This is a genomic window from Paenarthrobacter sp. AT5 (genome assembly GCF_032764245.1).
GTDB lineage: Bacteria > Actinomycetota > Actinomycetes > Actinomycetales > Micrococcaceae > Arthrobacter > Arthrobacter ureafaciens.
Genome location: NZ_CP136441.1, coordinates 4,198,294 through 4,222,399 on the forward strand (window position 1 = coordinate 4,198,294; position 24,106 = coordinate 4,222,399).

Consider the following 24,106-nt stretch of genomic DNA (forward strand, 5'->3'; position numbering starts at 1 on the left):
GGAGATTCCTAGATGTTGAAGGCGGGTTCGATGACTTTGGAGAAGAAACTGCGGGTGCGTTCTTCGCGTGGGTTGCTGAAGATGTCCTGCGGGGCGCCGGACTCGATGATCCGGCCTTGGTCAATGAACACCACGGTGTCCGCTACGTCCCGGGCGAATCCCATCTCGTGCGTGACCACGATCAACGTGGTGCCGGACGTGGCCAGTTCGCGGATGACGTCCAGGACCTCGTTGACGAGTTCGGGGTCCAATGCGGAGGTGGGCTCGTCGAAGAGCAGGATCTTCGGTTCGAGCGCGAGCGCCCGGGCGATCGCAACACGCTGCTGCTGGCCTCCGGAAAGCTGGCGGGGATACGCGTCGGCCCTGTCCTTCAAACCCACACGGTCCAGGAGTTCCAGCCCGCGCTTCCGGGCCTCGGCTTTGGAGCGCTTCTGTGCCACGATCGGCGCTTCGGCCACGTTTTCCAAGGCCGTGAGGTGGGGAAACAGGTTGAAGTTCTGGAACACCATGCCAACGTTGGTGCGTTGTTTGAGGATGTCCTTCCCGCGCAGCTCGTGCAGCTTGTTCCCCCGGGCCTGGTAGCCCACCAATTCACCGTCGATGGTGATGAAGCCGCCGTCAACCTTTTCCAAGTGGTTGATGGTTCGCAGCAGCGTGGACTTACCGGAGCCGGACGGGCCGACGATCACTGTCACTCCGCCAGGCGGCACGGACAGTGAAACACCCTGGAGCACTTCGGTGTTGCCGAAGGACTTCCGAATGTTGTGGATGTCCACCTGTCCTTTGGTGGCCACCGTGCTGGCCGGGCCGGCAGCGGCAGGTGTTGCCGCCGTCGTCGATTCTTTGCGTGCGGTGATGATGCTCATCGGGCGTCCTTGCTGGGAGAGGCGGGAGCGTGGCTGGCGAAGAACTTGCGGGCCTTTTGCAGCGGCGTGAGCGGCAGGTTCCGCAGTGCGCCCTTGGAGAAGTGCCGTTCCACGTAGTACTGGAAGATGCTGAGCACGGAAGTAATCACCACGTACCAGAGCGTTGCCACAAGGAGCAGGGGCAGCACCTGTTGGGTCCGGTTGTAGATCACCTGCACCGTGTAGAACAGCTCGGAGTAGGCCAGGACGTAGACGATCGACGTTCCCTTGACCAGGCCGATGATCTCGTTGAAGGCCGTGGGCAGGATGGCCCGCATTGCCTGCGGGAGGACGATCCTGGTGGAACGCTTCCAGGCCGGGATGCCCAAGGCGGCTGCGGCTTCCAGTTGGCCTTGGTCGACGGACAGGATGCCGCCGCGGATGATTTCGGCGGAGTAGGCCGCCTGGTTCAGGGTGAGGCCTAGGACGGCTGCCGCGAACTGGCTGATCAACGTGGTGGTCTGGGCTTCGAAGAAGCGGACATCCGTGAACGGGATGCCCAGGCTGATCTTCTCGTAGAGGTAGCCGAGGTTGTACCAAAGGAGTAGCTGGACCAGGAGCGGAGTGGATCGGAAGATCCAGGAGAACGTCCAGGATACGGAGACCAGCAGCGGTGAGGATGAGAGACGCATCAAGGCGAGGATGAACCCGAGAACGAAGCCAAGGATGCCGGAGATGGCGGTCAGCTTGAGGGTTTCCACCAACCCTGCCACCACGGACTGGGCAGTGAACCATTGGGCAACCACTCCCCATTCCCAGCGCGGGTTGGTCAGCAGGGACCACGCTATGGCGGTGACGCCCAGGGCGACCGCCACGGTGCCCACCCAGCGCCACGGATGCTTTGCCGGGACCAGCTTGTAGTCGGAGTAGTCGACGGCGGGCCGAAGGGCCTCGTCCGCCGTGGCGGGCGGTGCGGCTGCACTCATGCGCCACCTCATTTCAGTTGGGATTTGCCTATCGGATTGCTGCAAATCTAGGGGCGGAATTTATCCACCGGCAATTCGGATTTTTGTACTTCTTCACGGGACTTATTGCGGCTTCAAAAGGCTTCTTTCGGCGTCATCAATGAGTTCAACCGGAGCCATTTGAGTCGTTTTGTTTTCCTCGGTTAACGCTGAATGACGCGTGGTGAACGGCGGTTACCGGCGCCTCGACCCGGGCACCACAGGCTCCCTACATTGGCCTTACCAACCACCGCAGATCAGGAGACCGCATGCCGTCACGAGTTCCCGCCATCGTCTTTATTGGCGGCGGCCCGCGCACGGCCGGCGTGTTGGAAAGGCTGGCGGCCAGCCGTCCCGCCTTGTTCGAAGGCCCCCTGCAGATCCACGTCGTTGAGCCGCATGAACCTGGCTCAGGACGCATCTGGCGTTATCACCAGGATCCCGGCCTGCTGATGAACTCCACGGCCGCCGACGTCACAATGTTCACCGACTCTTCCGTGGCCTGTGACGGACCGCCGCTGGACGGCCCGGCCCTCGCCACCTGGGCAGCCGGCGTACTGGACGGCAGTATCCGTGATGTGCCGGTCTTCGAGCAGCACATCCTGGAACAGCTCCGTTCCCTGACCCCCGCGTCCTTCCCCACGAGGCAACTCCAAAGCAAGTACCTCGAGTGGTTCTTCCGCCGGGCGGTTTCCTCGCTCGGGCCGGACGTCACCGTCACCGTCCACCGCGATGTGGCCACCGCCGTCGAACGGGCCGCGGGGCCGCTGCCCGGGCATCCCGACGCCGGTACGCACCTCGTGCGGTTGGCCTCCGGCGCCGAGGTGCGTGCCGACGTCGTGGTGTACGCCCTGGGCCACACCGATTCGCAGGCGCATCCGGAAGCGACCCGGCTGGCCGGATTCGCGGCCGCGCACGGCGGCTACTACGCGCCGCCGTCGTACACAACGGATGTGGACTACTCCCCCATTGAAGCCGGCCAGGACGTCATCGTCTCCGGGATGGGGCTGGCCTTCGTGGACCTGTTGGTGCTGTTGTTCGAGGGCCGCGGCGGCCGCTTCGAGGAAAGGCCCGACGGCGTCCTCGAATATGTGCCTTCGGGCGCCGAGCCACGGGTCTGGGCCGGTTCACGCCGGGGTGTGCCCTACCATTCCAAAATCTCCTCGTCGTTGCGCAGTCCGGTGGAGCGGCCGCGGTACTTCACGGCTGCTGCTGTTGAAGCGTTGCTGGCCGAACACGACGAGCTCGACTTCCGTACCCACCTCTGGCCGCTCATCGCCAAGGATGCGGGCTACGCCTATTACCGTGAACTGTTCACCGGCTACCCTGAGCGGGTTCGTGGCGCTTGGGCGGACTTCGAGGCGCCCTTCGATGCCCTCGACTGGTATAGCTCCGGGCGGGAGCAGCTTGTGGCCTCTGCCGTCCCGGATCCCGCCGTGCGCCTGGACCTTGAGTCGCTGGACCAGCCCTTCAGCGGTTGCGCGTTCGATTCCCATGAGGCGGTGCAGCGGTCCGTGGCCGCCTACATCCAACGCGACCTGGCACTGCGGACCAGCCTCGACCATTCGGAGACGCTTGCCCTGTTCATGGCCCTGCTGTTCGTCTACATGGACTTGGGCCGCCTGGTGCCGCAGGAACGGCTCAACGCCCGATCGCAGCAGGCAATCCACGGCTGGTGGCACGGCTTCTTCAGCTTCGTCGATTCCGGCCCTCCGGCACACCGACTGCAGGAAATGCTTGCCTTGCACCGGGCCGGGTACCTGCAATTCCTGGGACCGGGCATGTGGGTCCGCGCCGACGAACCAACCGGCCGCTTTGTTGCCGGATCCTTCCAGTCACCGGTCCTGGTGGAGGCCTCCGCGTACATCGAGGCACGCCTGCCTTCGGCCTCCGTGGAGCGTTCCGCGAACCCTGCCCTCCTGAACCTGCACGACGCCGGACTGGGCACCGAACAGAGGCTGCTCACCTTGGACGGTGCGCATTCGACAGGGAAACTTCTGGTCTCCGGAAATCATGAGGTCCTTTCTCCTGTTGGAACACCACAGCATGGGTTGTTTGCAGTGGGTCCATGGACGTCAGGCTGGGGCGCAGGTGCGTTTGCCCGGCCGAACACCAACGCGGCGCCGTTCCGCGAGAACGACGCCCTGGCCCGCCGCATCCTTCACACGCTGGCCACCCCCCTTCCGTCCCTCCCGTCCCTCCCAACTAGGTCGCATTAATGCGCGTTCTGAGCCCGCAAAACGCGCACAACTGTCACCTACTTGGGTGCCCACCACGAAAGGTAAGCCATGACCGCACCGCCAACCCTGCCGACGTCGGGCCTTTCCGTCCTCAGCCTCGCCATGGACGATCCCCGCGTCCGGCCGCTCCTGGATGAGCTCGCCGTCGAATATGACACCCGCTACGGGGACCTGTTCAGCAGCAAGGGAGCCTCCGAGGAACTCAGCAGGTACCCGGCGGAGGAATTCGCCGCACCGCACGGGGCGCTGATCATCATCCAGGAAGACGGCGAATCCGTAGCCGGTGGAGCGTTCCGCCGCTACGACGCCGACACCGCCGAGCTGAAGCGCATCTGGACCCACTCGGCGCACCGACGGCGTGGCCTGGCCCGCCGCGTGCTGGCCGAGTTGGAAGCTGAAGCCCTGCGCCGTGGCTACACCAAGCTCTACCTGACTACCGGGCCGCGCCAGCCCGAAGCCAGGAACCTGTACCTCGCCACGGACTACACCGCTCTCTTCGATCTCGCAGCGGATCCCGAGGAAATCAAGCATTTGGCCTTCAGCAAGGATCTTGTGGCGCACCGCTAAGCTATCCGCATGGCCACGAAAACCACTGCCGAAAAACTCGCCACCATCCAGCAGGGGTACACCCTGCAAGGTGCCACCATCGAGCTGGGTGCCGCAATCGTGGACGGTGAAGTCCACAAGGAAGCGCAGGTCCGCCTTCCGTTAGCGATGATGAACCGTCACGGGCTGGTGGCCGGCGCCACCGGCACAGGCAAGACCGTCACGCTCCACATGATTGCGGAGCAACTGTCGACGGCGGGTGTTCCGGTTTTCCTCGCTGACATCAAGGGCGACCTCTCGGGACTGGCGACGCCGGCAACGGCCAGCGAGAAGCTGAGCGCCCGGACGTCGGCCCTTGGGCAGGACTGGTCGGCAAAGAACTTTCCCGTTGAGTTCCTGTCGCTGGGCGGTGACGGCAACGGCATTCCCGTGCGGGCCACCATTACCTCTTTCGGGCCTATCCTGCTCTCGCGCATCATGGACCTGAACGACACCCAGGAATCCAGCCTCCAGCTGATCTTCCACTTCGCCGACAAGAACAACCTCGAACTCATCGACCTCAAGGACCTGCGGGCCGTCATCCAGTTCCTCACCTCGGATGAAGGCAAGCCCCAGCTGGCCGAGTTGGGCGGGCTGTCCAAGGCCACGGCCGGCGTCATCCTGCGCGAGCTGGTGTCCCTGGAAGCGCAGGGCATGGAGAAGTTCTTCGGCGAACCCGAGTTCGACACAGCCGAACTCCTCCGCACAGCCCCCGACGGCCGCGGCGTCATCAGCTGCCTCGAACTGCCCACCCTGCAGACCAAGCCGCTTCTCTTCTCTACGTTCCTCATGTGGCTGCTCGCCGACCTCTTCGAAGACCTTCCCGAAGCCGGCGACCTGGACAAGCCCAAGCTCGTGTTCTTCCTGGACGAGGCGCACCTGCTGTTCAACGATGCTTCCAAGGCCTTCCTTGAGGCGATCACCACAACAGTCAGGCTCATCCGTTCCAAGGGCGTCGGCATTTTCTTCGTCACCCAGACCCCCAAGGACGTACCCGCAGACGTGTTGGGACAGTTGGCCAACCGTGTGCAGCATGCGTTGCGCGCCTTCACCCCGGAAGACGCCAAGGCCCTGAAGGCCACGGTGTCCACGTTCCCCGTCAGCGACTACGACCTCGAAGAAACCCTCACCTCCGCGGGAATCGGCGAGGCAGTCATCACCGTGATGAATGAGAAGGGCGCACCCACGCCCGTGGCCCTGACCAGGCTCCGCGCACCCGAGTCAGTCATGGGTCCCAGCGCCGAGGACCTCATCCGCAGTACGGTTGGGGCTTCATCGCTGTTGGCCAAGTATGGCACCGCCGTGGACAACGTCTCGGCGTACGAGAAACTGAGTGGGGCGGCGCCAGTGCCCACAGGCTCTCCGGCTTCGGGGGGCGCGCCAGGGCCGTCTTTGGATAGCGCCTCGGAAGCATCGGGTGGGTCCGTGCCCTCCCAAGCCGACATCGACGCCGAAGCCCGGCGCATCGAGGAGGAAATCCTCGGCCGCCCCAGTTCCCGCCCCGCCCCTTCGCCTTCACCGTCCTACCCCGAGCCTCCTGCACCCTCCGCGCCAGGAACGTCCCAGCAGGACACCGGCATGTTTGGTGACCTGGCCGGTGCGCTTGGCGGCGCGTTGGGTGGCGGACTAAAGAGCATGGTCCGTTCTATGGGGACACAGCTGGGACGCGACCTGATCCGGGGCGTCTTCGGTACGTCGTCCAAGCGTCGTCGCCGTTAGGGCTTGTTGTCCTGCGTCGTAACGACGGCGGGTGACCGGTTCGGGCGGGTCAGCGCCCGACGGCGGGTGGCCGGTCTGGTGGGGCAACGTACCGCCGTCGTGGATTTCTTTGAGGATCTTGCTAAGTCACCTTACGGTCTTGCTGCGCAGCTAATCGCGCGGCGGCGGGTAACGTAAAGGGCGTGCAGGTGAGTCAAGCGTTGGTCAAGACCGCAGCCGGATGGCTGCTCGGTCTGATGCTTGCTGCCGCCGGCGCCGTGGTGTGCATCAACCTGGTAAGCCAGTCCGTGGCGAGCCCGCAGCAGCCTGTACGGGAATACTTTGAGGCTCTGCAGAAGGGCGAGGGCGAACAGGCCCTTGGTCTGCTGCGCGCGAAGGTCCCGAAGGCCAACGCCGCCATGCTGGACGGCACAGCCCTGCAAACCGCGGCATCCGCATTGTCGGATATCAAGATCGGCAACGCGCAATCCCGTGGCGGAAACCGGGTCGCTGTACCGGTGGACTACTCGTTGGACGGCAGCCGCCTCCATAGCGAGTTCCTGCTGGAACGCACTGGTACCCAGTGGCTGTTTTTCGGCAAATGGGCCTTCGTCCCCACCACGTTACCCACCATCGAGGTGACCGTGGTGAACGCCAGCGAGGCAGCCCTTAATGGAGTGCCGGTCAATATGCCCAACGGGCACAACACGTTTGCCGTCTTCTATCCCGGCAAGTACGAGGCCAGCCTCAACGGCACTTTCTTTGAAGCTCCTCCGACGTCGGCCCTCGTCTCAAACCGCGACGGCGGAACGGCCCCGCTGAACCTGCAAACCCGGTCCACCAAGTCCATGGATGAAGCCGTGGCAGGCAAGGTCCGCGAATTCCTGGACACCTGTGCCGCAGAGGCGACTGAGCAGCAGCGACTCCAGCCGGACTGCCCCTTCTATCACGCCAGCAACGCCCGCGTGGTAGACGGGACCATCAAATGGGAAATCACGGAATACCCGAAGATCACTATCGAACCGTTCGGCGGCAAGTGGGTAGTGGCCCCCCTCAACGGCAAAGCCCGGCTGACAGCCCGGGAAATCAACCTCTTCACGGGCTACGTCAACGATCTCAACGTTGAACACGACTTCAGCTTTACCACCCAGCTGGATACGGACGGCAACACAGTGACCGTCACGCCCCTGCTGAGCTTCTAGAGGCCGGGTATCGCGTCCTGCGCCAGTGTGGGTGGCGTCGGTGCAGGTGGCGCCGCTGACCGCGCCAGCGGCTGTTCTTCCAGCCGCCGACGCGTGCCCTCGCGGTTAGTCCATTCCGCGGAGGTCCAGCACAAGCTCCGAGTCGCCGTCAGCTTCCAGGACCACGGGGATTCCCCAGTCCTGCTGATACAGATGGCAGGCTGCGTGATCCGGGATCTCGCCGTCCTCCGTTTCGGGTCCGTCACAAGCTGCCGCTCGAGCAGTGATGTGCAAGACGCCCTCAGGCACGTCCGAAGACAATTCGAGGGTACGCAGGAGCCCCACCGACGTACCGCCACCGGAGACAAGCAGTTCCGGCGGAGTAGAGGAGATCTTCAGCTGCGTCGGATCACCCCAACGATCGTCGAGCTTCTGCCCCGTTGGAGCCGTGAACCGCACTGTGAGCTCCAAGTGCCCTGGGGCAACAGGGCTCTTGGGCCGGTGCGTCTGCGACGCGCCCTCATCTACCTGCTGGGCTTCCTTGGGGATCGGTACCAGGACAAGCTGGTGCTTGTTCGACTCAACCACCACCAGCAAAGGTTCGCCGTCCTCGTGGTTGACCACTACTACATCGCTTGGCTCGGCCAGGCCACGTGCCAAGGTGGACACGTTGGTGCTCGTGGGGTCATACCGGCGAACGGCACCGTTGTAGGTGTCAGCGATCGCTATGGAGCCATCCGGCAGGACCGTCACACCCAGAGGATGCTGCAAGCGTGCCTCGGCTGCCTCGCCGTCCCTGAACCCGAAGTCAAAGAGGCCCTTGCCGATCGCGGTCTCCACGGTCACGCCGGAATCGCCCACTACCAAACGCCGGAGCGCGGAGGTTTCCGAGTCCGCTACCCAAATGTTCTGATCCTGGTCGATCACCAAACCGGACGGCTGCGCGAACCAAGCCTCTTCCGCGGGGCCATCCAGCAAACCTTCAAGCCCGGATCCTGCAAGGATCGACACTTCGCCCGACTTCGGTTCGAAAGCAAAAATCTGGTGTGTGCCGGCCATGGCAATCACAACCCGCTGCAGCTTCTCGCTCCAGGCAACGTCCCAGGGCGAAGACAAGGAAACGCCGGTCCCGAGCCCAAGTACCCCCACGTCCACTGCATCGGCGGCAAAGTCCGCCGGGCCGCCGTCGTGGTGTTCATTACGGGGTTCGGACCATTCACCGGCGCCGGACTCCGTAACCCGGGCCGGGCCGGCGTCGAGCAGTCGTTGAATGCCGTTTCCGGCCACAGTCCTGACTTCTCCGGTGCCAAGATCAACACCCCGGAGCCGGTGGTTGACCGTGTCCGCAACCACCACGTCATATCCGACTGCGGTTGCCAGCTCAGCAGGCAGCACTGCCACGCCCTGCGGCTCATTGAATTGCGCAACGTCCCCAGTGCCGTCGGCATGGCCTTTGGTTCCGGATCCAATAAGCCTGTCTACGGTCTCGAAATCGGGGCGCAACTCAACCAAACGATGGTGACCGGAATCGACAACAAGGTAGTTGCCGTTCCCAAGTTGGGTGGCCTTGCCAGGGAACCGCAGGGTGCCCGACGTCGGCTCGGGCGCCACGTATGGTCCGTTGCCGCGGTGGAGCGTGCCCTTGGCCTCGTGCTCAGCGACGAGTTCCTCCAGGAGGACGCCAAGCCCCCCTGCGTGTCCCTCTCCCGAAAGGTGGGCCACAATGTAGCCCTCGGGGTCGATCACCACGAGGGTCGGCCACGCACGTGCGGTGTACGCCTTCCAGGTGGCCAGCTCCGGGTCATCCAGGACCGGATGGTGGATCTCATACCGTTCAACGGCTGACGCCAAGGCAACGGGATCGGCTTCGTGTTCGAACTTCGGCGAATGCACGCCCACTGTTACAAGAACGTCGGAGTACTTCTCCTCCAATGGCCGAAGCTCATCCAGGACGTGCAGGCAGTTGATGCAGCAGAACGTCCAGAAGTCCAGCAACACGATCTTGCCGCGCAGGGATTCCAAGTCCAAGGACTTGCCGCCTGTGTTGAGCCAGCCGCGGCCCTCCAGTTCGGAGGCCCGGACCCGCAGTTGGGTGCGTACGGTTTCGCTCATCAGCGTCCTTCCAGCTTGGTGTTTGGTTCGTTGTGCCCGGGTGCGTCTTCAATGGGCGCGGATTGCTTGCCTCGCTGCCCATCATTGCCACTGCTCATTCCCTTGCCCATAGTGGCCTCGCTACCTTGGCTGGCCGCGGGAGTACGGCGGTCGGACAACTTTGCGTCCCGTTCGGCGAGCCGGGCAAACATATCGTTGTAAGCACTGAGATCGGCGTCGTTATTCCTGTCGGCTGCACGGTCTACCCGTTTCGTCTCCCGCGCGTCGGAACGTGACCACATGACGGCCACACCGATGGCCACCAGAAGCGTCGGAACTTCTCCAATGCCCCAGGCAACGGCACCGCCCAACTGCTGGTCTGCGATAGCCGACGGTCCCCACGTGCGGCCGAGGTTGCCGAAGTAATCGGCGGCCAGAAGACCCGTGCCGCCCATGATCGCCACACCGAAGAAGGCGTGAAAGCCCATGGTTGCCAGGAGCAGTAGCAGTCGCATGGGGTAAGGCGCCCGTCGAGGAAGGGGGTCGCTGCCAATCATGCTCAGAACAAAGATGTAACCGGTGAGGAGGAAGTGGAGGTTCATGAGCTCATGGCCCACGTGCTCGCGCATGGCGAAGCCGAAAAGATCCGAGTAGTAGAACAGCACAATGGAGCCGGCGAAATTTGCGGCAGCGAAAAGGGGGTGCGTAACCACTTGGGAGAACTTTGAGTGGACGAACAACAGCAGCCACTCGCGCAGGCCCCTCGAGCCATGCGCTCCCTCTCCACGGGAAGGAAGCGCGCGAAGGGCCAACGTCACAGGGGCCCCGAGGACAAGGAAGATCGGGGCAACCATGGTCAGTGCCATGTGGTCCACCATGTGCGCGGAGAACAACACGCGCCCATAGACGGCCGGCGGACCGGAAGTTATATAGGTGAGGACAACCAGTCCAACCAACCAGGGGACGGTGCGCAATACAGGCCAGCTGTCACCCCGTCTGCGCAGCTTGAGGACGCCCATGATGTAGGAAACAGCACCAAAGAGCGCCACACCTACCCACAGCCAGTCGAAGCGCCACTCTGTCAGCCACCGCTCGGGGGTAAGCTCCGGCGGTACCTCGTAGCCGGACAGGATGAATGCCGGAGAAGCATCAGGCGAATACGTGGTGGGCTGCGGCGGGGCGGAACGTCCAAGCGCAACGGCGAGTCCCGACGTCGCGCCCATCACCAGTAGCTCCACCAAAACGAGTTGCCACAGCACCCGGCGGGCGGACATGGTGCCCTTCCCCAACTGGGGTATTACCCACTGCCGATGCATGAAGCCAATGCCCCCGAGCACCAGCGTGGCCAGCGCCTTCGCGATGATCAGTTGGCCGTAAGGCGAACCGAAGAGATCACCCGGGCTGGTCACGCGGATGGCGGCGTTGATGACACCTGATGCGAACACCAAGACGAAAGCGAAGCCGGCGAGCGAGGAAAAACGTCGAAGCGTCGGCTCAGTGATGTCTGTGCTCGCGTTGCTTCGCTGACCCGTCAGCAGGCCGGACAGGACAGCGAGCATGATGATGCCACCCACCCAGGTGGCAACACCTACCAAGTGCAGTCCCAGCGAGTTGATGGCGCCCTCATGGTCGCTGGAGCTGGAGGAGTGGCCAATGAGGGCTGGAGGGACCAAGCCGACGAGCGCTAGAAGTAGCGTGAACGCCAGTCCAGTCAGTGACCGCACTCCAAAAAGTGCGGTTGTGGCTACGGCAGCGATGATGGTCACCGCGAGCCATGCCTTGCCGGTTTCGATGTCAGTCATGAAGTAAACCAGCGCACGGGTGAACTCCGCGTCCCCCGAGATACCTTGGCCAGCAACGTCAGCGTATGTCAGAACCAAGACAGCTACAGCCGAAAGCGTCCACAGCGCTCCTGCACCCGCGGCTACAGCCAGCGCACGGGTAAATGCGGGGTGCTCAGGCGGCTCCACCTCGTCGCGTGCTCGTGACCTGGACGGCTTGATGCTCTTCGGCAGGACGCCCACCGCAAAAATCAGGCCACCGATGACGGCTGCCACGGAGACGTTGTGAAGTGCTTTGGCCACAGGAAGTCCCCAGCGCACCAAGGCCCCAGGATCCGAGACCTGGCGAGCGGCTGCCGCGCCGGAGAAGATGAGTGCCGCGGCGAGGGCCAAAAGCATGATTGCCAGACCAGCCAGTTGCCACGGTACGGAAATGCCCACGCCTGAGGCGCCTTCCCGCGCTCCCGGTTTGGGATTCGGCGAAGGGACAGTGGCGGAGCTTCTGGCTAATGGCACCTATCCATTGTCCGACACCCACCCCCGGGCTGCGAATCGGGAAGCCTCTGGGGAGGGGAAGTGGGATAAGCACCACTTAAAAGCAGAAGGGGTGGCAACCTTACGTTGCCACCCCTTCCGGGCGTTCGCCGAAGTGTTTGACTACTTCTTCTTGGCGACAGCAGCCTTCAGCTTGGAGCCTGCGGTCAGCTTGACGCTGTGGCCGGCTGCGATCTGGATCGTTTCGCCGGTCTGCGGGTTACGGCCGGTGCGTGCTGCGCGGTCGGTGCGCTCAACTGCGAGCCAGCCCGGGATGGTGATCTTCTCGCCTGCAGCAACAGAAGTCTCGAAAACTTCGAACAGTGCATCGAGCACGGAGTTGACGGCTGCCTGGCTGGTGCCGGCCTTGCCTGCTACCTCTGCAACGAGTTCACTACGGTTCTTAGCCATTTACGTCCTCCTGGACTAATACGTTTTTGAGCCGGCAAGCGGAACGCGAGCAAGCCACTGCTCGAAAACTTACCAGCTTGGACACTGTTGGCCAGCAAATTCCGCGTGTTTCCGCGCTTTTTTGACCGAAATCACCGGTTTTTCGGGGTTTTTGGAGCTCAGAACGCTTCATGCCGTACCCTACGGCCACAAATAAGAGCCTGCTGCCGGGCCGTCAAGGCAGAATACGTTGATACAGAATGTGATCCTGCCAGCGGCCGGCGATCTTCAAATAGGACCGTGCCAACCCGATCTCCTCAAAGCCTGCCCGTTTGAGGACCGCCCTGGAAGGACCGTTGTTGCCAAGGACTGCCGCCTGAACACGATGAAGACCCAGACCTTCGCCTGCCATTTCCAGAACGGCCTTGAGCGCAGCCCCTGCCACGCCCTGCCCCGTCAGGGTCCGGTCGACCCAGTACCCCACATGGGCATTCTGGAAGGGGCCTCGAACAATGCCTGTCAACGTGACTGTGCCCACGACGCGTTCTCCTGCAAGGATGACCCACGGCACCTCAGTACCCGATTCGAACTGCGCCAACTTTCCAAGAATGGAAGTGCGTTGACCTTGGACGGTGAAAAACAAATCCTCACGCAGAGGCTCCCACGGGGCCAGATGGCTGGCGTTCCGCGTATAGGCATCCGCTAGCAATGCAGCGTCAGCCAAAGCCAAAGGCCGGATTGCGAGCCGAGCTGCGCCCGCAGGCTGCAAATTCAGGTCCAGGATTCTGCTGAGGTGCATCCTGTGACTCTACCCGTGGTGTTTTGGTGGTTGATGTGGGAGACCCCCCGACCCGTGTGGGTTGGGGGGTCTCGACCTAATGGTTGTCCGGCGGTGTCCTACTCTCCCACACCCTCCCGGGTGCAGTACCATCGGCGCTGTGGGTCTTAGCTTCCGGGTTCGGAATGGGACCGGGCGTTTCCCCCACGCTATGACCGCCGTAACCTTGTTACCCGTCCCCCTGTGTGGGGGTGGGAAGTGTGTGTGGTTACAACTGTGGTGCTTGTTTAGTTGTGTTGTTGTGTTGTTGTTCCCGGGTTGTTGGTTGGGAACCACATAGTGGACGCGTGCAGTGTGTTGTGTGTGGTGTAAGTTGTTGGCCTATTAGTACCGGTCAGCTTCACGAGTCTTTAGTCCTCGCTTCCACATCCGGCCTATCAACCCAGTGGTCTGGCTGGGGGCCTCTCACACATAATGTGTTTGGAAATCTCATCTTGAAGCGAGCTTCCCGCTTAGATGCTTTCAGCGGTTATCCCATCCGAACGTAGCTAATCAGCGGTGCACTTGGCAGTACAACTGACACACCAGAGGTTCGTCCGTCCCGGTCCTCTCGTACTAAGGACAGCCCTTCTCAAATTTCCTGCGCGCGCAGCGGATAGGGACCGAACTGTCTCACGACGTTCTAAACCCAGCTCGCGTACCGCTTTAATGGGCGAACAGCCCAACCCTTGGGACCTACTCCAGCCCCAGGATGCGACGAGCCGACATCGAGGTGCCAAACCATGCCGTCGATATGGACTCTTGGGCAAGATCAGCCTGTTATCCCCGAGGTACCTTTTATCCGTTGAGCGACGGCCATTCCACAATGTACCGCCGGATCACTAGTCCCGACTTTCGTCCCTGCTTGAGATGTCTCTCTCACAGTCAAGCTCCCTTGTGCACTTACACTCGACACCTGATTGCCAACCAGGCTGAGGGAACCTTTGGGCGCCTCCGTTACTTTTTAGGAGGCAACCGCCCCAGTTAAACTACCCATCAGGCACTGTCCCTGACCCGGATCACGGGCCGAAGTTAGATGTCCAAAGTGACCAGAGTGGTATTTCAACGATGACTCCACCCGAACTGGCGTCCGGGTTTCAACGTCTCCCACCTATCCTACACAAGCCACTCCGAACACCAATACCAAACTATAGTAAAGGTCTCGGGGTCTTTCCGTCCTGCTGCGCGTAACGAGCATCTTTACTCGTACTGCAATTTCGCCGAGTTTATGGTTGAGACAGCGGGGAAGTCGTTACTCCATTCGTGCAGGTCGGAACTTACCCGACAAGGAATTTCGCTACCTTAGGATGGTTATAGTTACCACCGCCGTTTACTGGGGCTTAAATTCCCAGCTTCGCCCGCAAGGGGCTAACCGGTCCTCTTAACCTTCCAGCACCGGGCAGGAGTCAGTCCGTATACATCGTCTTGCGACTTCGCACGGACCTGTGTTTTTAGTAAACAGTCGCTTCCCCCTGGTCTCTGCGGCCCACACCCGCTCCACAAAGCAAGTCTGTATCACGGGGCAGGCCCCCCTTCTCCCGAAGTTACGGGGGCATTTTGCCGAGTTCCTTAACCATAATTCTCTCGATCGCCTTGGTATTCTCTACCTGATCACCTGTGTCGGTTTGGGGTACGGGCGGCTAAAACCTCGCGTCGATGCTTTTCTAGGCAGCATAGGATCACCGGATCCCCCCATGCGGGGGTCCCATCAGATCTCAGGATCGTGCTCGAAACACACAGGAACGGATTTGCCTATCCCTGACCCTACATCCTTGGACCGGGGCTACCATCGCCCGGCCCGGCTACCTTCCTGCGTCACACCTGTTAATACGCTTGCCTCCCGGGATCAGGTCCCAGCACCAGCCCAACCATCACACCACAAGTGGCGCAACAAGAAAGACCGGCGGTGGTTAGTATCCCCCGTTCAACATGGGCGGTTTTTCGCCGGTACGGGAATATCAACCCGTTGTCCATCGACTACGCCTGTCGGCCTCGCCTTAGGTCCCGACTTACCCAGGGCAGATTAGCTTGACCCTGGAACCCTTGATCATTCGGCGGACGGGTTTCTCACCCGTCTTTCGCTACTCATGCCTGCATTCTCACTCGTGTAGGCTCCACCGCTGGTTTACACCGCGACTTCACCGCCCACACGACGCTCCCCTACCCATCCACACCCCTGAACCACGAAGGCTAGGGTAATGCGTGAATGCCACAACTTCGGCGGTGTACTTGAGCCCCGCTACATTGTCGGCGCGGAATCACTTGACCAGTGAGCTATTACGCACTCTTTCAAGGATGGCTGCTTCTAAGCCAACCTCCTGGTTGTCTAAGCAACTCCACATCCTTTCCCACTTAGCACACGCTTAGGGGCCTTAGTTGGTGGTCTGGGCTGTTTCCCTCTCGACTATGAAGCTTATCCCCCACAGTCTCACTGCTGCGCTCTGACTTACCGGCATTCGGAGTTTGGCTGACGTCAGTAACCTTGTAGGGCCCATCGGCCATCCAGTAGCTCTACCTCCGGCAAGAAACACGCAACGCTGCACCTAAATGCATTTCGGGGAGAACCAGCTATCACGGAGTTTGATTGGCCTTTCACCCCTACCCACAGCTCATCCCCTCCATTTTCAACTGAAGTGGGTTCGGTCCTCCACGACGTCTTACCGTCGCTTCAACCTGGCCATGGGTAGATCACTCCGCTTCGGGTCTAGATCACGCCACTGAACACGCCCTGTTCAGACTCGCTTTCGCTACGGCTTCCCCACACGGGTTAACCTCGCGACGTAACACTAACTCGCAGGCTCATTCTTCAAAAGGCACGCCATCACACCCATACAACCCCGAAGGGCTGCAGATGCTCTGACGGATTGTAAGCACACGGTTTCAGGTACTGTTTCACTCCCCTCCCGGGGTACTTTTCACCTTTCCCTCACGGTACTGGTCCGCTATCGGTCATTAGGAAGTATTTAGGCTTATCAGGTGGTCCTGACAGATTCACACGGGATTTCTCGGGCCCCGTGCTACTTGGGATCCTCTCCAAAGGCGGTGCCACACATTACGGTTACGGGACTCACACCCTCTCTGGCCGGCCTTTCAAGACCGTTCACCTATACGCACACCCACACCCCACCGGTCCGGCAGAACCAGCACGGAAAGTCCCACAACCCCGCCCACGCAACGCCCGCCGGCTATCACACATGGAACGGTTTAGCCTCATCCGCGTTCGCTCGCCACTACTAACGGAATCACTCTTGTTTTCTCTTCCTGCGGGTACTGAGATGTTTCACTTCCCCGCGTTCCCCCCACGCACCCTATGAATTCAGGCACGGGTCACACAATCACCTTGCAGCGTTGTGCGGGGTTTCCCCATTCGGACATCCTGGGATCACCGCTCGGTTATCAACTCCCCCAGGCTTATCGCAGATTCCTACGTCCTTCTTCGGCTCCTAATGCCAAGGCATCCACCGTGCGCCCTTAAAAACTTGACCACACAAAACCACAACCCAAACAGGCTGCGGCTGATGCACTCAATCAATTCGAGAGAACCACGACCACAAAAGGGCCAGGTTCATTCATCAAAGAAATTGCTAGAACACACAACCCACACCCCCAAAAGAGTGCAGGACCATGTGTCCAGATGCTCGCGTCCACTATGTAGTTCTCAAACAACAACCCCGTCAACCACACCCACCCCACACAAACACGAGGGGGTGCCGGCCGCAGGAACAACAAGAAACACCAAGGATTCCCTGCATTGCTGCAAAAAGGCCCTGTTGCCTCAGGACCCAACAGTGCGCCAAACACAACCCGGCAACCAACACCCCGGACCGCTTTCCCAACAACCCCCCACACACAAAAGTGCGAAAAGAGGGCCGCCGTACTCACGCCAGGACACCACCACCAACAGGCCATGCCAAAAAACTTGATTTGCTGATATTCCACCCATGAGCACCCACCGCAGAACAGACGCCTGCGCAATGGGCAACACTGACAACCCCGGAACCCGCCCATGCAGGCAGACCCGGACGCCGTTAGCAGCTCCTTAGAAAGGAGGTGATCCAGCCGCACCTTCCGGTACGGCTACCTTGTTACGACTTAGTCCCAATCGCCGGTCCCACCTTCGACGGCTCCCCCCACAAGGGTTAGGCCACCGGCTTCGGGTGTTACCAACTTTCGTGACTTGACGGGCGGTGTGTACAAGGCCCGGGAACGTATTCACCGCAGCGTTGCTGATCTGCGATTACTAGCGACTCCGACTTCATGGGGTCGAGTTGCAGACCCCAATCCGAACTGAGACCGGCTTTTTGGGATTAGCTCCACCTCACAGTATCGCAACCCTTTGTACCGGCCATTGTAGCATGCGTGAAGCCCAAGACATAAGGGGCATGATGATTTGACGTCGTCCCCACCTTCCTCCGAGTTGACCCCGGCAGTCTCCTATGAGTCCCCGGCCGAACCGCTGGCAACATAGAACGAGGGTTGCGCTCGTTGCGGGACTTAACCCAACATCTCACGACACGAGCTGACGACAACCATGCACCACCTGTAAACCGGCCGCAAGCGGGGCACCTGTTTCCAGGTCTTTCCGGTCCATGTCAAGCCTTGGTAAGGTTCTTCGCGTTGCATCGAATTAATCCGCATGCTCCGCCGCTTGTGCGGGCCCCCGTCAATTCCTTTGAGTTTTAGCCTTGCGGCCGTACTCCCCAGGCGGGGCACTTAATGCGTTAGCTACGGCGCGGAAAACGTGGAATGTCCCCCACACCTAGTGCCCAACGTTTACGGCATGGACTACCAGGGTATCTAATCCTGTTCGCTCCCCATGCTTTCGCTCCTCAGCGTCAGTTACAGCCCAGAGACCTGCCTTCGCCATCGGTGTTCCTCCTGATATCTGCGCATTTCACCGCTACACCAGGAATTCCAGTCTCCCCTACTGCACTCTAGTCTGCCCGTACCCACTGCAGAACCGGAGTTGAGCCCCGGTCTTTCACAGCAGACGCGACAAACCGCCTACGAGCTCTTTACGCCCAATAATTCCGGATAACGCTTGCGCCCTACGTATTACCGCGGCTGCTGGCACGTAGTTAGCCGGCGCTTCTTCTGCAAGTACCGTCACCCCCAAAGAGGGCTTCTTCCCTACTGAAAGAGGTTTACAACCCGAAGGCCGTCATCCCTCACGCGGCGTCGCTGCATCAGGCTTTCGCCCATTGTGCAATATTCCCCACTGCTGCCTCCCGTAGGAGTCTGGGCCGTGTCTCAGTCCCAGTGTGGCCGGTCACCCTCTCAGGCCGGCTACCCGTCGTCGCCTTGGTAGGCCATTACCCCACCAACAAGCTGATAGGCCGCGAGTCCATCCAAAACCACAAAAAGCTTTCCACCCCCCACCATGCGATGAGGAGTCATATCCGGTATTAGACCCAGTTTCCCAGGCTTATCCCAGAGTCAAGGGCAGGTTACTCACGTGTTACTCACCCGTTCGCCACTAATCCCCGGCGCAAGCACCGGATCATCGTTCGACTTGCATGTGTTAAGCACGCCGCCAGCGTTCATCCTGAGCCAGGATCAAACTCTCCGTTCAAAAACAAAAAACGAAACACAACCACCCCCACCGGAAATCACGGCAAGAAGCAGCTGCAAATCTGAAACCAGCTGAAAACCAAACCACCACACACGGGGGTGCGCAATGGCCCGGCAAAAATTCAACCAATCAAAAAACAATCGGTATCAACAAACTTGGCACACTATTGAGTTCTCAAACAACAGACCCTCCAAAACATCACCCCGAAGCCACACCACACACAGCAGCGCAACCCAACCAGGGCCATTGGAAAAGAAGAGTTATTTTTGACCGCCTGCCCGAACCGTACACACCTTCCGGCTTTCCGTTTCGCTCCCGGCGACTCAGAAAACAATACACGCCCCCAACCCCCAACGCAAATCCACCCCCAAACAGCCAAACGAGGGCCCCTGTAGGCACGTTCATTGGGCACCACGCTCCTACCGACCCCTACGCGTATGGGCCGGCTTCCACCATGTATCCCGTAGTGCCCGCCCCTTTGCCCGTCGGGCCCTCCGCCCGGAAGACAACGCAGAGGCAGCTCAAGCTGCCTGTTCGGTGGAGAAAGCCCGGGCCGACACGAACTCGCAGCCAGGTGATCTCCCGCGTCCGGGCGCCCGTCTAAGGCATGGCCAGGAAACTCACAGGCCCCGACGCGACCCATACGGAAACTCCCTCGATCGACTTCTTGTGTCACTTGGAGGGGACTGGTGGGAGGATGGGCGGCATGGAGTTGCGTATCACCGGGGATCCGGTTGCTGACAAATTGTTGAGTGATGATGCTTTTGCGCTGTTGGTGGGGATGCTGCTCGATCAGCAAGTGACCATGGAATCAGCATTTGCTGGTCCTGCGAAGATCCGCTCCCGGGTAGGGTCTTTGGATCCAGCTGTGATTGCCGACTTTGATCCTGCCGGATTCGTGGAAGTGTTCAAGGAAACACCTGCCGTACATCGGTTCCCGGGTTCAATGGCGGGCCGAGTCCAGGACCTCGCACGCACCGTCTACAGCGAGTGGGACGGCGACGCTTCTGCCATCTGGAGTAAGGACGACCCGGATGGTCCCGAGGTGCTGCGAAGGCTGAAGGCACTACCGGGTTTCGGAGACCAGAAAGCGAAGATCTTCCTGGCACTACTCGGAAAGCAGTGCGGCCTCCAAGCGGAGGGCTGGAGGGAAGCCGCCGGCCATTACGGCGAGGAAGGCTCGTACCTTTCCGTGGCAGACATACTGGACCCGGAGTCCTTGGTAAAAGTCCGTGCAAGCAAGCAAGCCGCCAAGGCAGCGGCCAAAGCCGCGAAAGGCTGACTTTCGGTTTATACGACTATGGCCCCGCATGCGGCGGGGCCATAGTCGTTAAAAACACGAGACAGAGGACTGGGCAGCGCCGCAGCTGAACCCACGGGTGTCCTGCAAATACGTGGTGTTTTGGTGGTTGATGTGGGAGACCCCCCGACCCGTGTGGGTTGGGGGGTCTCGACCTAATGGTTGTCCGGCGGTGTCCTACTCTCCCACACCCTCCCGGGTGCAGTACCATCGGCGCTGTGGGTCTTAGCTTCCGGGTTCGGAATGGGACCGGGCGTTTCCCCCACGCTATGACCGCCGTAACCTTGTTACCCGTCCCCCTGTGTGGGGGTGGGAAGTGTGTGTGGTTACAACTGTGGTGCTTGTTTAGTTGTGTTGTTGTGTTGTTGTTCCCGGGTTGTTGGTTGGGAACCACATAGTGGACGCGTGCAGTGTGTTGTGTGTGGTGTAAGTTGTTGGCCTATTAGTACCGGTCAGCTTCACGAGTCTTTAGTCCTCGCTTCCACATCCGGCCTATCAACCCAGTGGTCTGGCTGGGGGCCTCTCACACATAATGTGTTTGGAAATCTCATCTTGAAGCGAGCTTCCCGCTTAGATGCTTTCAGCGGTTATCCCATCCGAACGTAGCTAATCAGCGGTGCACTTGGCAGTACAACTGACACACCAGAGGTTCGTCCGTCCCGGTCCTCTCGTACTAAGGACAGCCCTTCTCAAATTTCCTGCGCGCGCAGCGGATAGGGACCGAACTGTCTCACGACGTTCTAAACCCAGCTCGCGTACCGCTTTAATGGGCGAACAGCCCAACCCTTGGGACCTACTCCAGCCCCAGGATGCGACGAGCCGACATCGAGGTGCCAAACCATGCCGTCGATATGGACTCTTGGGCAAGATCAGCCTGTTATCCCCGAGGTACCTTTTATCCGTTGAGCGACGGCCATTCCACAATGTACCGCCGGATCACTAGTCCCGACTTTCGTCCCTGCTTGAGATGTCTCTCTCACAGTCAAGCTCCCTTGTGCACTTACACTCGACACCTGATTGCCAACCAGGCTGAGGGAACCTTTGGGCGCCTCCGTTACTTTTTAGGAGGCAACCGCCCCAGTTAAACTACCCATCAGGCACTGTCCCTGACCCGGATCACGGGCCGAAGTTAGATGTCCAAAGTGACCAGAGTGGTATTTCAACGATGACTCCACCCGAACTGGCGTCCGGGTTTCAACGTCTCCCACCTATCCTACACAAGCCACTCCGAACACCAATACCAAACTATAGTAAAGGTCTCGGGGTCTTTCCGTCCTGCTGCGCGTAACGAGCATCTTTACTCGTACTGCAATTTCGCCGAGTTTATGGTTGAGACAGCGGGGAAGTCGTTACTCCATTCGTGCAGGTCGGAACTTACCCGACAAGGAATTTCGCTACCTTAGGATGGTTATAGTTACCACCGCCGTTTACTGGGGCTTAAATTCCCAGCTTCGCCCGCAAGGGGCTAACCGGTCCTCTTAACCTTCCAGCACCGGGCAGGAGTCAGTCCGTATACATCGTCTTGCGACTTCGCACGGACCTGTGTTTTTAGTAAACAGTCGCTTCCCCCTGGTCTCTGCGGCCCACACCCGCTCCACAAAGCAAGTCTGTATCACGGGGCAGGCCCCCCTTCTCCCGAAGTTACGGGGGCATTTTGCCGAGTTCCTTAACCATAATTCTCTCGATCGCCTTGGTATTCTCTACCTGATCACCTGTGTCGGTTTGGGGTACGGGCGGCTAAAACCTCGCGTCGATGCTTTTCTAGGCAGCATAGGATCACCGGATCCCCCCATGCGGGGGTCCCATCAGATCTCAGGATCGTGCTCGAAACACACAGGAACGGATTTGCCTATCCCTGACCCTACATCCTTGGACCGGGGCTACCATCGCCCGGCCCGGCTACCTTCCTGCGTCACACCTGTTAATACGCTTGCCTCCCGGGATCAGGTCCCAGCACCAGCCCAACCATCACACCACAAGTGGCGCAACAAGAAAGACCGGCGGTGGTTAGTATCCCCCGTTCAACATGGGCGGTTTTTCGCCGGTACGGGAATATCAACCCGTTGTCCATCGACTACGCCTGTCGGCCTCGCCTTAGGTCCCGACTTACCCAGGGCAGATTAGCTTGACCCTGGAACCCTTGATCATTCGGCGGACGGGTTTCTCACCCGTCTTTCGCTACTCATGCCTGCATTCTCACTCGTGTAGGCTCCACCGCTGGTTTACACCGCGACTTCACCGCCCACACGACGCTCCCCTACCCATCCACACCCCTGAACCACGAAGGCTAGGGTAATGCGTGAATGCCACAACTTCGGCGGTGTACTTGAGCCCCGCTACATTGTCGGCGCGGAATCACTTGACCAGTGAGCTATTACGCACTCTTTCAAGGATGGCTGCTTCTAAGCCAACCTCCTGGTTGTCTAAGCAACTCCACATCCTTTCCCACTTAGCACACGCTTAGGGGCCTTAGTTGGTGGTCTGGGCTGTTTCCCTCTCGACTATGAAGCTTATCCCCCACAGTCTCACTGCTGCGCTCTGACTTACCGGCATTCGGAGTTTGGCTGACGTCAGTAACCTTGTAGGGCCCATCGGCCATCCAGTAGCTCTACCTCCGGCAAGAAACACGCAACGCTGCACCTAAATGCATTTCGGGGAGAACCAGCTATCACGGAGTTTGATTGGCCTTTCACCCCTACCCACAGCTCATCCCCTCCATTTTCAACTGAAGTGGGTTCGGTCCTCCACGACGTCTTACCGTCGCTTCAACCTGGCCATGGGTAGATCACTCCGCTTCGGGTCTAGATCACGCCACTGAACACGCCCTGTTCAGACTCGCTTTCGCTACGGCTTCCCCACACGGGTTAACCTCGCGACGTAACACTAACTCGCAGGCTCATTCTTCAAAAGGCACGCCATCACACCCATACAACCCCGAAGGGCTGCAGATGCTCTGACGGATTGTAAGCACACGGTTTCAGGTACTGTTTCACTCCCCTCCCGGGGTACTTTTCACCTTTCCCTCACGGTACTGGTCCGCTATCGGTCATTAGGAAGTATTTAGGCTTATCAGGTGGTCCTGACAGATTCACACGGGATTTCTCGGGCCCCGTGCTACTTGGGATCCTCTCCAAAGGCGGTGCCACACATTACGGTTACGGGACTCACACCCTCTCTGGCCGGCCTTTCAAGACCGTTCACCTATACGCACACCCACACCCCACCGGTCCGGCAGAACCAGCACGGAAAGTCCCACAACCCCGCCCACGCAACGCCCGCCGGCTATCACACATGGAACGGTTTAGCCTCATCCGCGTTCGCTCGCCACTACTAACGGAATCACTCTTGTTTTCTCTTCCTGCGGGTACTGAGATGTTTCACTTCCCCGCGTTCCCCCCACGCACCCTATGAATTCAGGCACGGGTCACACAATCACCTTGCAGCGTTGTGCGGGGTTTCCCCATTCGGACATCCTGGGATCACCGCTCGGTTATCAACTCCCCCAGGCTTATCGCAGATTCCTACGTCCTTCTTCGGCTCCTAATGCCAAGGCATCCACCGTGCGCCCTTAAAAACTTGACCACACAAAACCACAACCCAAACAGGCTGCGGCTGATGCACTCAATCAATTCGAGAGAACCACGACCACAAAAGGGCCAGGTTCATTCATCAAAGAAATTGCTAGAACACACAACCCACACCCCCAAAAGAGTGCAGGACCATGTGTCCAGATGCTCGCGTCCACTATGTAGTTCTCAAACAACAACCCCGTCAACCACACCCACCCCACACAAACACGAGGGGGTGCCGGCCGCAGGAACAACAAGAAACACCAAGGATTCCCTGCATTGCTGCAAAAAGGCCCTGTTGCCTCAGGACCCAACAGTGCGCCAAACACAACCCGGCAACCAACACCCCGGACCGCTTTCCCAACAACCCCCCACACACAAAAGTGCGAAAAGAGGGCCGCCGTACTCACGCCAGGACACCACCACCAACAGGCCATGCCAAAAAACTTGATTTGCTGATATTCCACCCATGAGCACCCACCGCAGAACAGACGCCTGC

General features: G+C 60.1%; 11 protein-coding genes and 5 rRNA genes. 5 read left to right on the plus strand and 11 right to left on the minus strand.

Annotated features, from left to right (window positions below; translation table 11 throughout):
- Nucleotides 1–8 precede the first annotated feature (8 nt).
- Together RI444_RS19540 and RI444_RS19545 are read right to left on the minus strand one after the other, a co-directional pair.
- Entirely contained in the window at nucleotides 9–866 is an 858-nt protein-coding gene (locus RI444_RS19540; protein ID WP_021474185.1) for an amino acid ABC transporter ATP-binding protein, read from the minus strand.
- Nucleotides 863–1,831, minus strand: a complete 969-nt coding sequence (locus RI444_RS19545) for an amino acid ABC transporter permease (protein ID WP_242703200.1) — start codon at nucleotides 1,829–1,831, stop codon at nucleotides 863–865. The genes RI444_RS19540 and RI444_RS19545 overlap by 4 nt, the downstream gene beginning before the upstream one ends.
- A gap of 287 nt (nucleotides 1,832–2,118) precedes the next feature.
- Here RI444_RS19545 and RI444_RS19550 point away from each other — a divergent pair, with 287 nt between their 5' ends.
- The 4 genes from RI444_RS19550 to RI444_RS19565 all read left to right on the plus strand — a co-directional run bounded on the left by RI444_RS19550 (nucleotide 2,119) and on the right by RI444_RS19565 (nucleotide 7,574).
- The gene (locus RI444_RS19550) at nucleotides 2,119–4,068 is read left to right on the plus strand and encodes an FAD/NAD(P)-binding protein (RefSeq protein WP_207605443.1); all 1,950 of its coding nucleotides are present in this window, start codon (nucleotides 2,119–2,121) and stop codon (nucleotides 4,066–4,068) included.
- Between the two features lie 69 nt (nucleotides 4,069–4,137).
- Nucleotides 4,138–4,656, plus strand: a complete 519-nt coding sequence (locus RI444_RS19555; RefSeq protein ID WP_207605442.1) for a GNAT family N-acetyltransferase — start codon at nucleotides 4,138–4,140, stop codon at nucleotides 4,654–4,656.
- 9 nt (nucleotides 4,657–4,665) lie between these two features.
- Nucleotides 4,666–6,393: a helicase HerA-like domain-containing protein gene (locus RI444_RS19560; protein WP_021474189.1), complete on the plus strand. Its 1,728-nt coding sequence runs from the start codon at nucleotides 4,666–4,668 to the stop codon at nucleotides 6,391–6,393.
- A 188-nt stretch (nucleotides 6,394–6,581) separates the two neighbouring features.
- Nucleotides 6,582–7,574 carry a hypothetical protein gene (locus tag RI444_RS19565; RefSeq protein WP_164888699.1) on the plus strand — a complete coding sequence of 331 codons (993 nt, stop codon included), beginning with the start codon at nucleotides 6,582–6,584 and terminating at the stop codon, nucleotides 7,572–7,574.
- A gap of 105 nt (nucleotides 7,575–7,679) precedes the next feature.
- Here RI444_RS19565 and RI444_RS19570 read toward each other — a convergent pair whose 3' ends face one another.
- The 7 genes from RI444_RS19570 to RI444_RS19600 form a co-directional block, all read right to left on the minus strand.
- Nucleotides 7,680–9,665 carry an NHL domain-containing thioredoxin family protein gene (locus RI444_RS19570; protein WP_062098311.1) on the minus strand — a complete coding sequence of 662 codons (1,986 nt, stop codon included), beginning with the start codon at nucleotides 9,663–9,665 and terminating at the stop codon, nucleotides 7,680–7,682.
- A complete protein-coding gene (locus tag RI444_RS19575; RefSeq protein ID WP_207605855.1) occupies nucleotides 9,665–11,824 on the minus strand; it encodes a cytochrome c oxidase assembly protein in 2,160 nt (719 codons plus the stop codon). The genes RI444_RS19570 and RI444_RS19575 overlap by 1 nt, the downstream gene beginning before the upstream one ends.
- Before the next feature lie 258 nt (nucleotides 11,825–12,082).
- Nucleotides 12,083–12,370, minus strand: coding sequence for an HU family DNA-binding protein (locus RI444_RS19580; RefSeq protein ID WP_011776355.1), 288 nt, complete (start codon nucleotides 12,368–12,370; stop codon nucleotides 12,083–12,085).
- A 214-nt stretch (nucleotides 12,371–12,584) separates the two neighbouring features.
- Nucleotides 12,585–13,148 (minus strand): GNAT family N-acetyltransferase, encoded by a 564-nt coding sequence (locus tag RI444_RS19585; protein ID WP_179011631.1) that lies wholly within the window; start codon nucleotides 13,146–13,148, stop codon nucleotides 12,585–12,587.
- An 85-nt stretch (nucleotides 13,149–13,233) separates the two neighbouring features.
- Nucleotides 13,234–13,350: ribosomal RNA gene (gene rrf, locus RI444_RS19590) — 5S ribosomal RNA — on the minus strand.
- A 140-nt stretch (nucleotides 13,351–13,490) separates the two neighbouring features.
- Nucleotides 13,491–16,651: ribosomal RNA gene (locus RI444_RS19595) — 23S ribosomal RNA — on the minus strand.
- A gap of 558 nt (nucleotides 16,652–17,209) precedes the next feature.
- Nucleotides 17,210–18,738 (minus strand): 16S ribosomal RNA (locus tag RI444_RS19600).
- A gap of 697 nt (nucleotides 18,739–19,435) precedes the next feature.
- On the opposite strand from RI444_RS19600, the gene RI444_RS19605 reads away from it, so the two are divergent.
- The gene (locus tag RI444_RS19605; RefSeq protein ID WP_071416089.1) at nucleotides 19,436–20,020 is read left to right on the plus strand and encodes an HhH-GPD-type base excision DNA repair protein; all 585 of its coding nucleotides are present in this window, start codon (nucleotides 19,436–19,438) and stop codon (nucleotides 20,018–20,020) included.
- Between the two features lie 182 nt (nucleotides 20,021–20,202).
- Here RI444_RS19605 and rrf (RI444_RS19610) read toward each other — a convergent pair.
- Together rrf (RI444_RS19610) and RI444_RS19615 are read right to left on the minus strand one after the other, a co-directional pair.
- Nucleotides 20,203–20,319: ribosomal RNA gene (gene rrf, locus RI444_RS19610) — 5S ribosomal RNA — on the minus strand.
- A 140-nt stretch (nucleotides 20,320–20,459) separates the two neighbouring features.
- Nucleotides 20,460–23,620 (minus strand): 23S ribosomal RNA (locus tag RI444_RS19615).
- The 16S, 23S and 5S rRNA genes sit together here, the layout of an rRNA operon.
- Nucleotides 23,621–24,106 lie beyond the last annotated feature (486 nt).

Excerpts from the sequence above, each read along its gene's own strand:
- RI444_RS19560 (WP_021474189.1), top strand. The coding sequence starts at position 4,666 with ATGGCCACGAAAACCACTGCCGAAAAACTCGCCACCATCCAGCAGGGG.
- RI444_RS19585 (WP_179011631.1), bottom strand. The coding sequence starts at position 13,148 with ATGCACCTCAGCAGAATCCTGGACCTGAATTTGCAGCCTGCGGGCGCA.
- RI444_RS19605 (WP_071416089.1), top strand. The coding sequence starts at position 19,436 with ATGGGCGGCATGGAGTTGCGTATCACCGGGGATCCGGTTGCTGACAAA.
- RI444_RS19575 (WP_207605855.1), bottom strand. The coding sequence starts at position 11,824 with ATGCTTTTGGCCCTCGCCGCGGCACTCATCTTCTCCGGCGCGGCAGCC.
- RI444_RS19555 (WP_207605442.1), top strand. The coding sequence starts at position 4,138 with ATGACCGCACCGCCAACCCTGCCGACGTCGGGCCTTTCCGTCCTCAGC.
- RI444_RS19570 (WP_062098311.1), bottom strand. The coding sequence starts at position 9,665 with ATGAGCGAAACCGTACGCACCCAACTGCGGGTCCGGGCCTCCGAACTG.
- RI444_RS19550 (WP_207605443.1), top strand. The coding sequence starts at position 2,119 with ATGCCGTCACGAGTTCCCGCCATCGTCTTTATTGGCGGCGGCCCGCGC.
- RI444_RS19580 (WP_011776355.1), bottom strand. The coding sequence starts at position 12,370 with ATGGCTAAGAACCGTAGTGAACTCGTTGCAGAGGTAGCAGGCAAGGCC.
- RI444_RS19540 (WP_021474185.1), bottom strand. The coding sequence starts at position 866 with ATGAGCATCATCACCGCACGCAAAGAATCGACGACGGCGGCAACACCT.
- RI444_RS19545 (WP_242703200.1), bottom strand. The coding sequence starts at position 1,831 with ATGAGTGCAGCCGCACCGCCCGCCACGGCGGACGAGGCCCTTCGGCCC.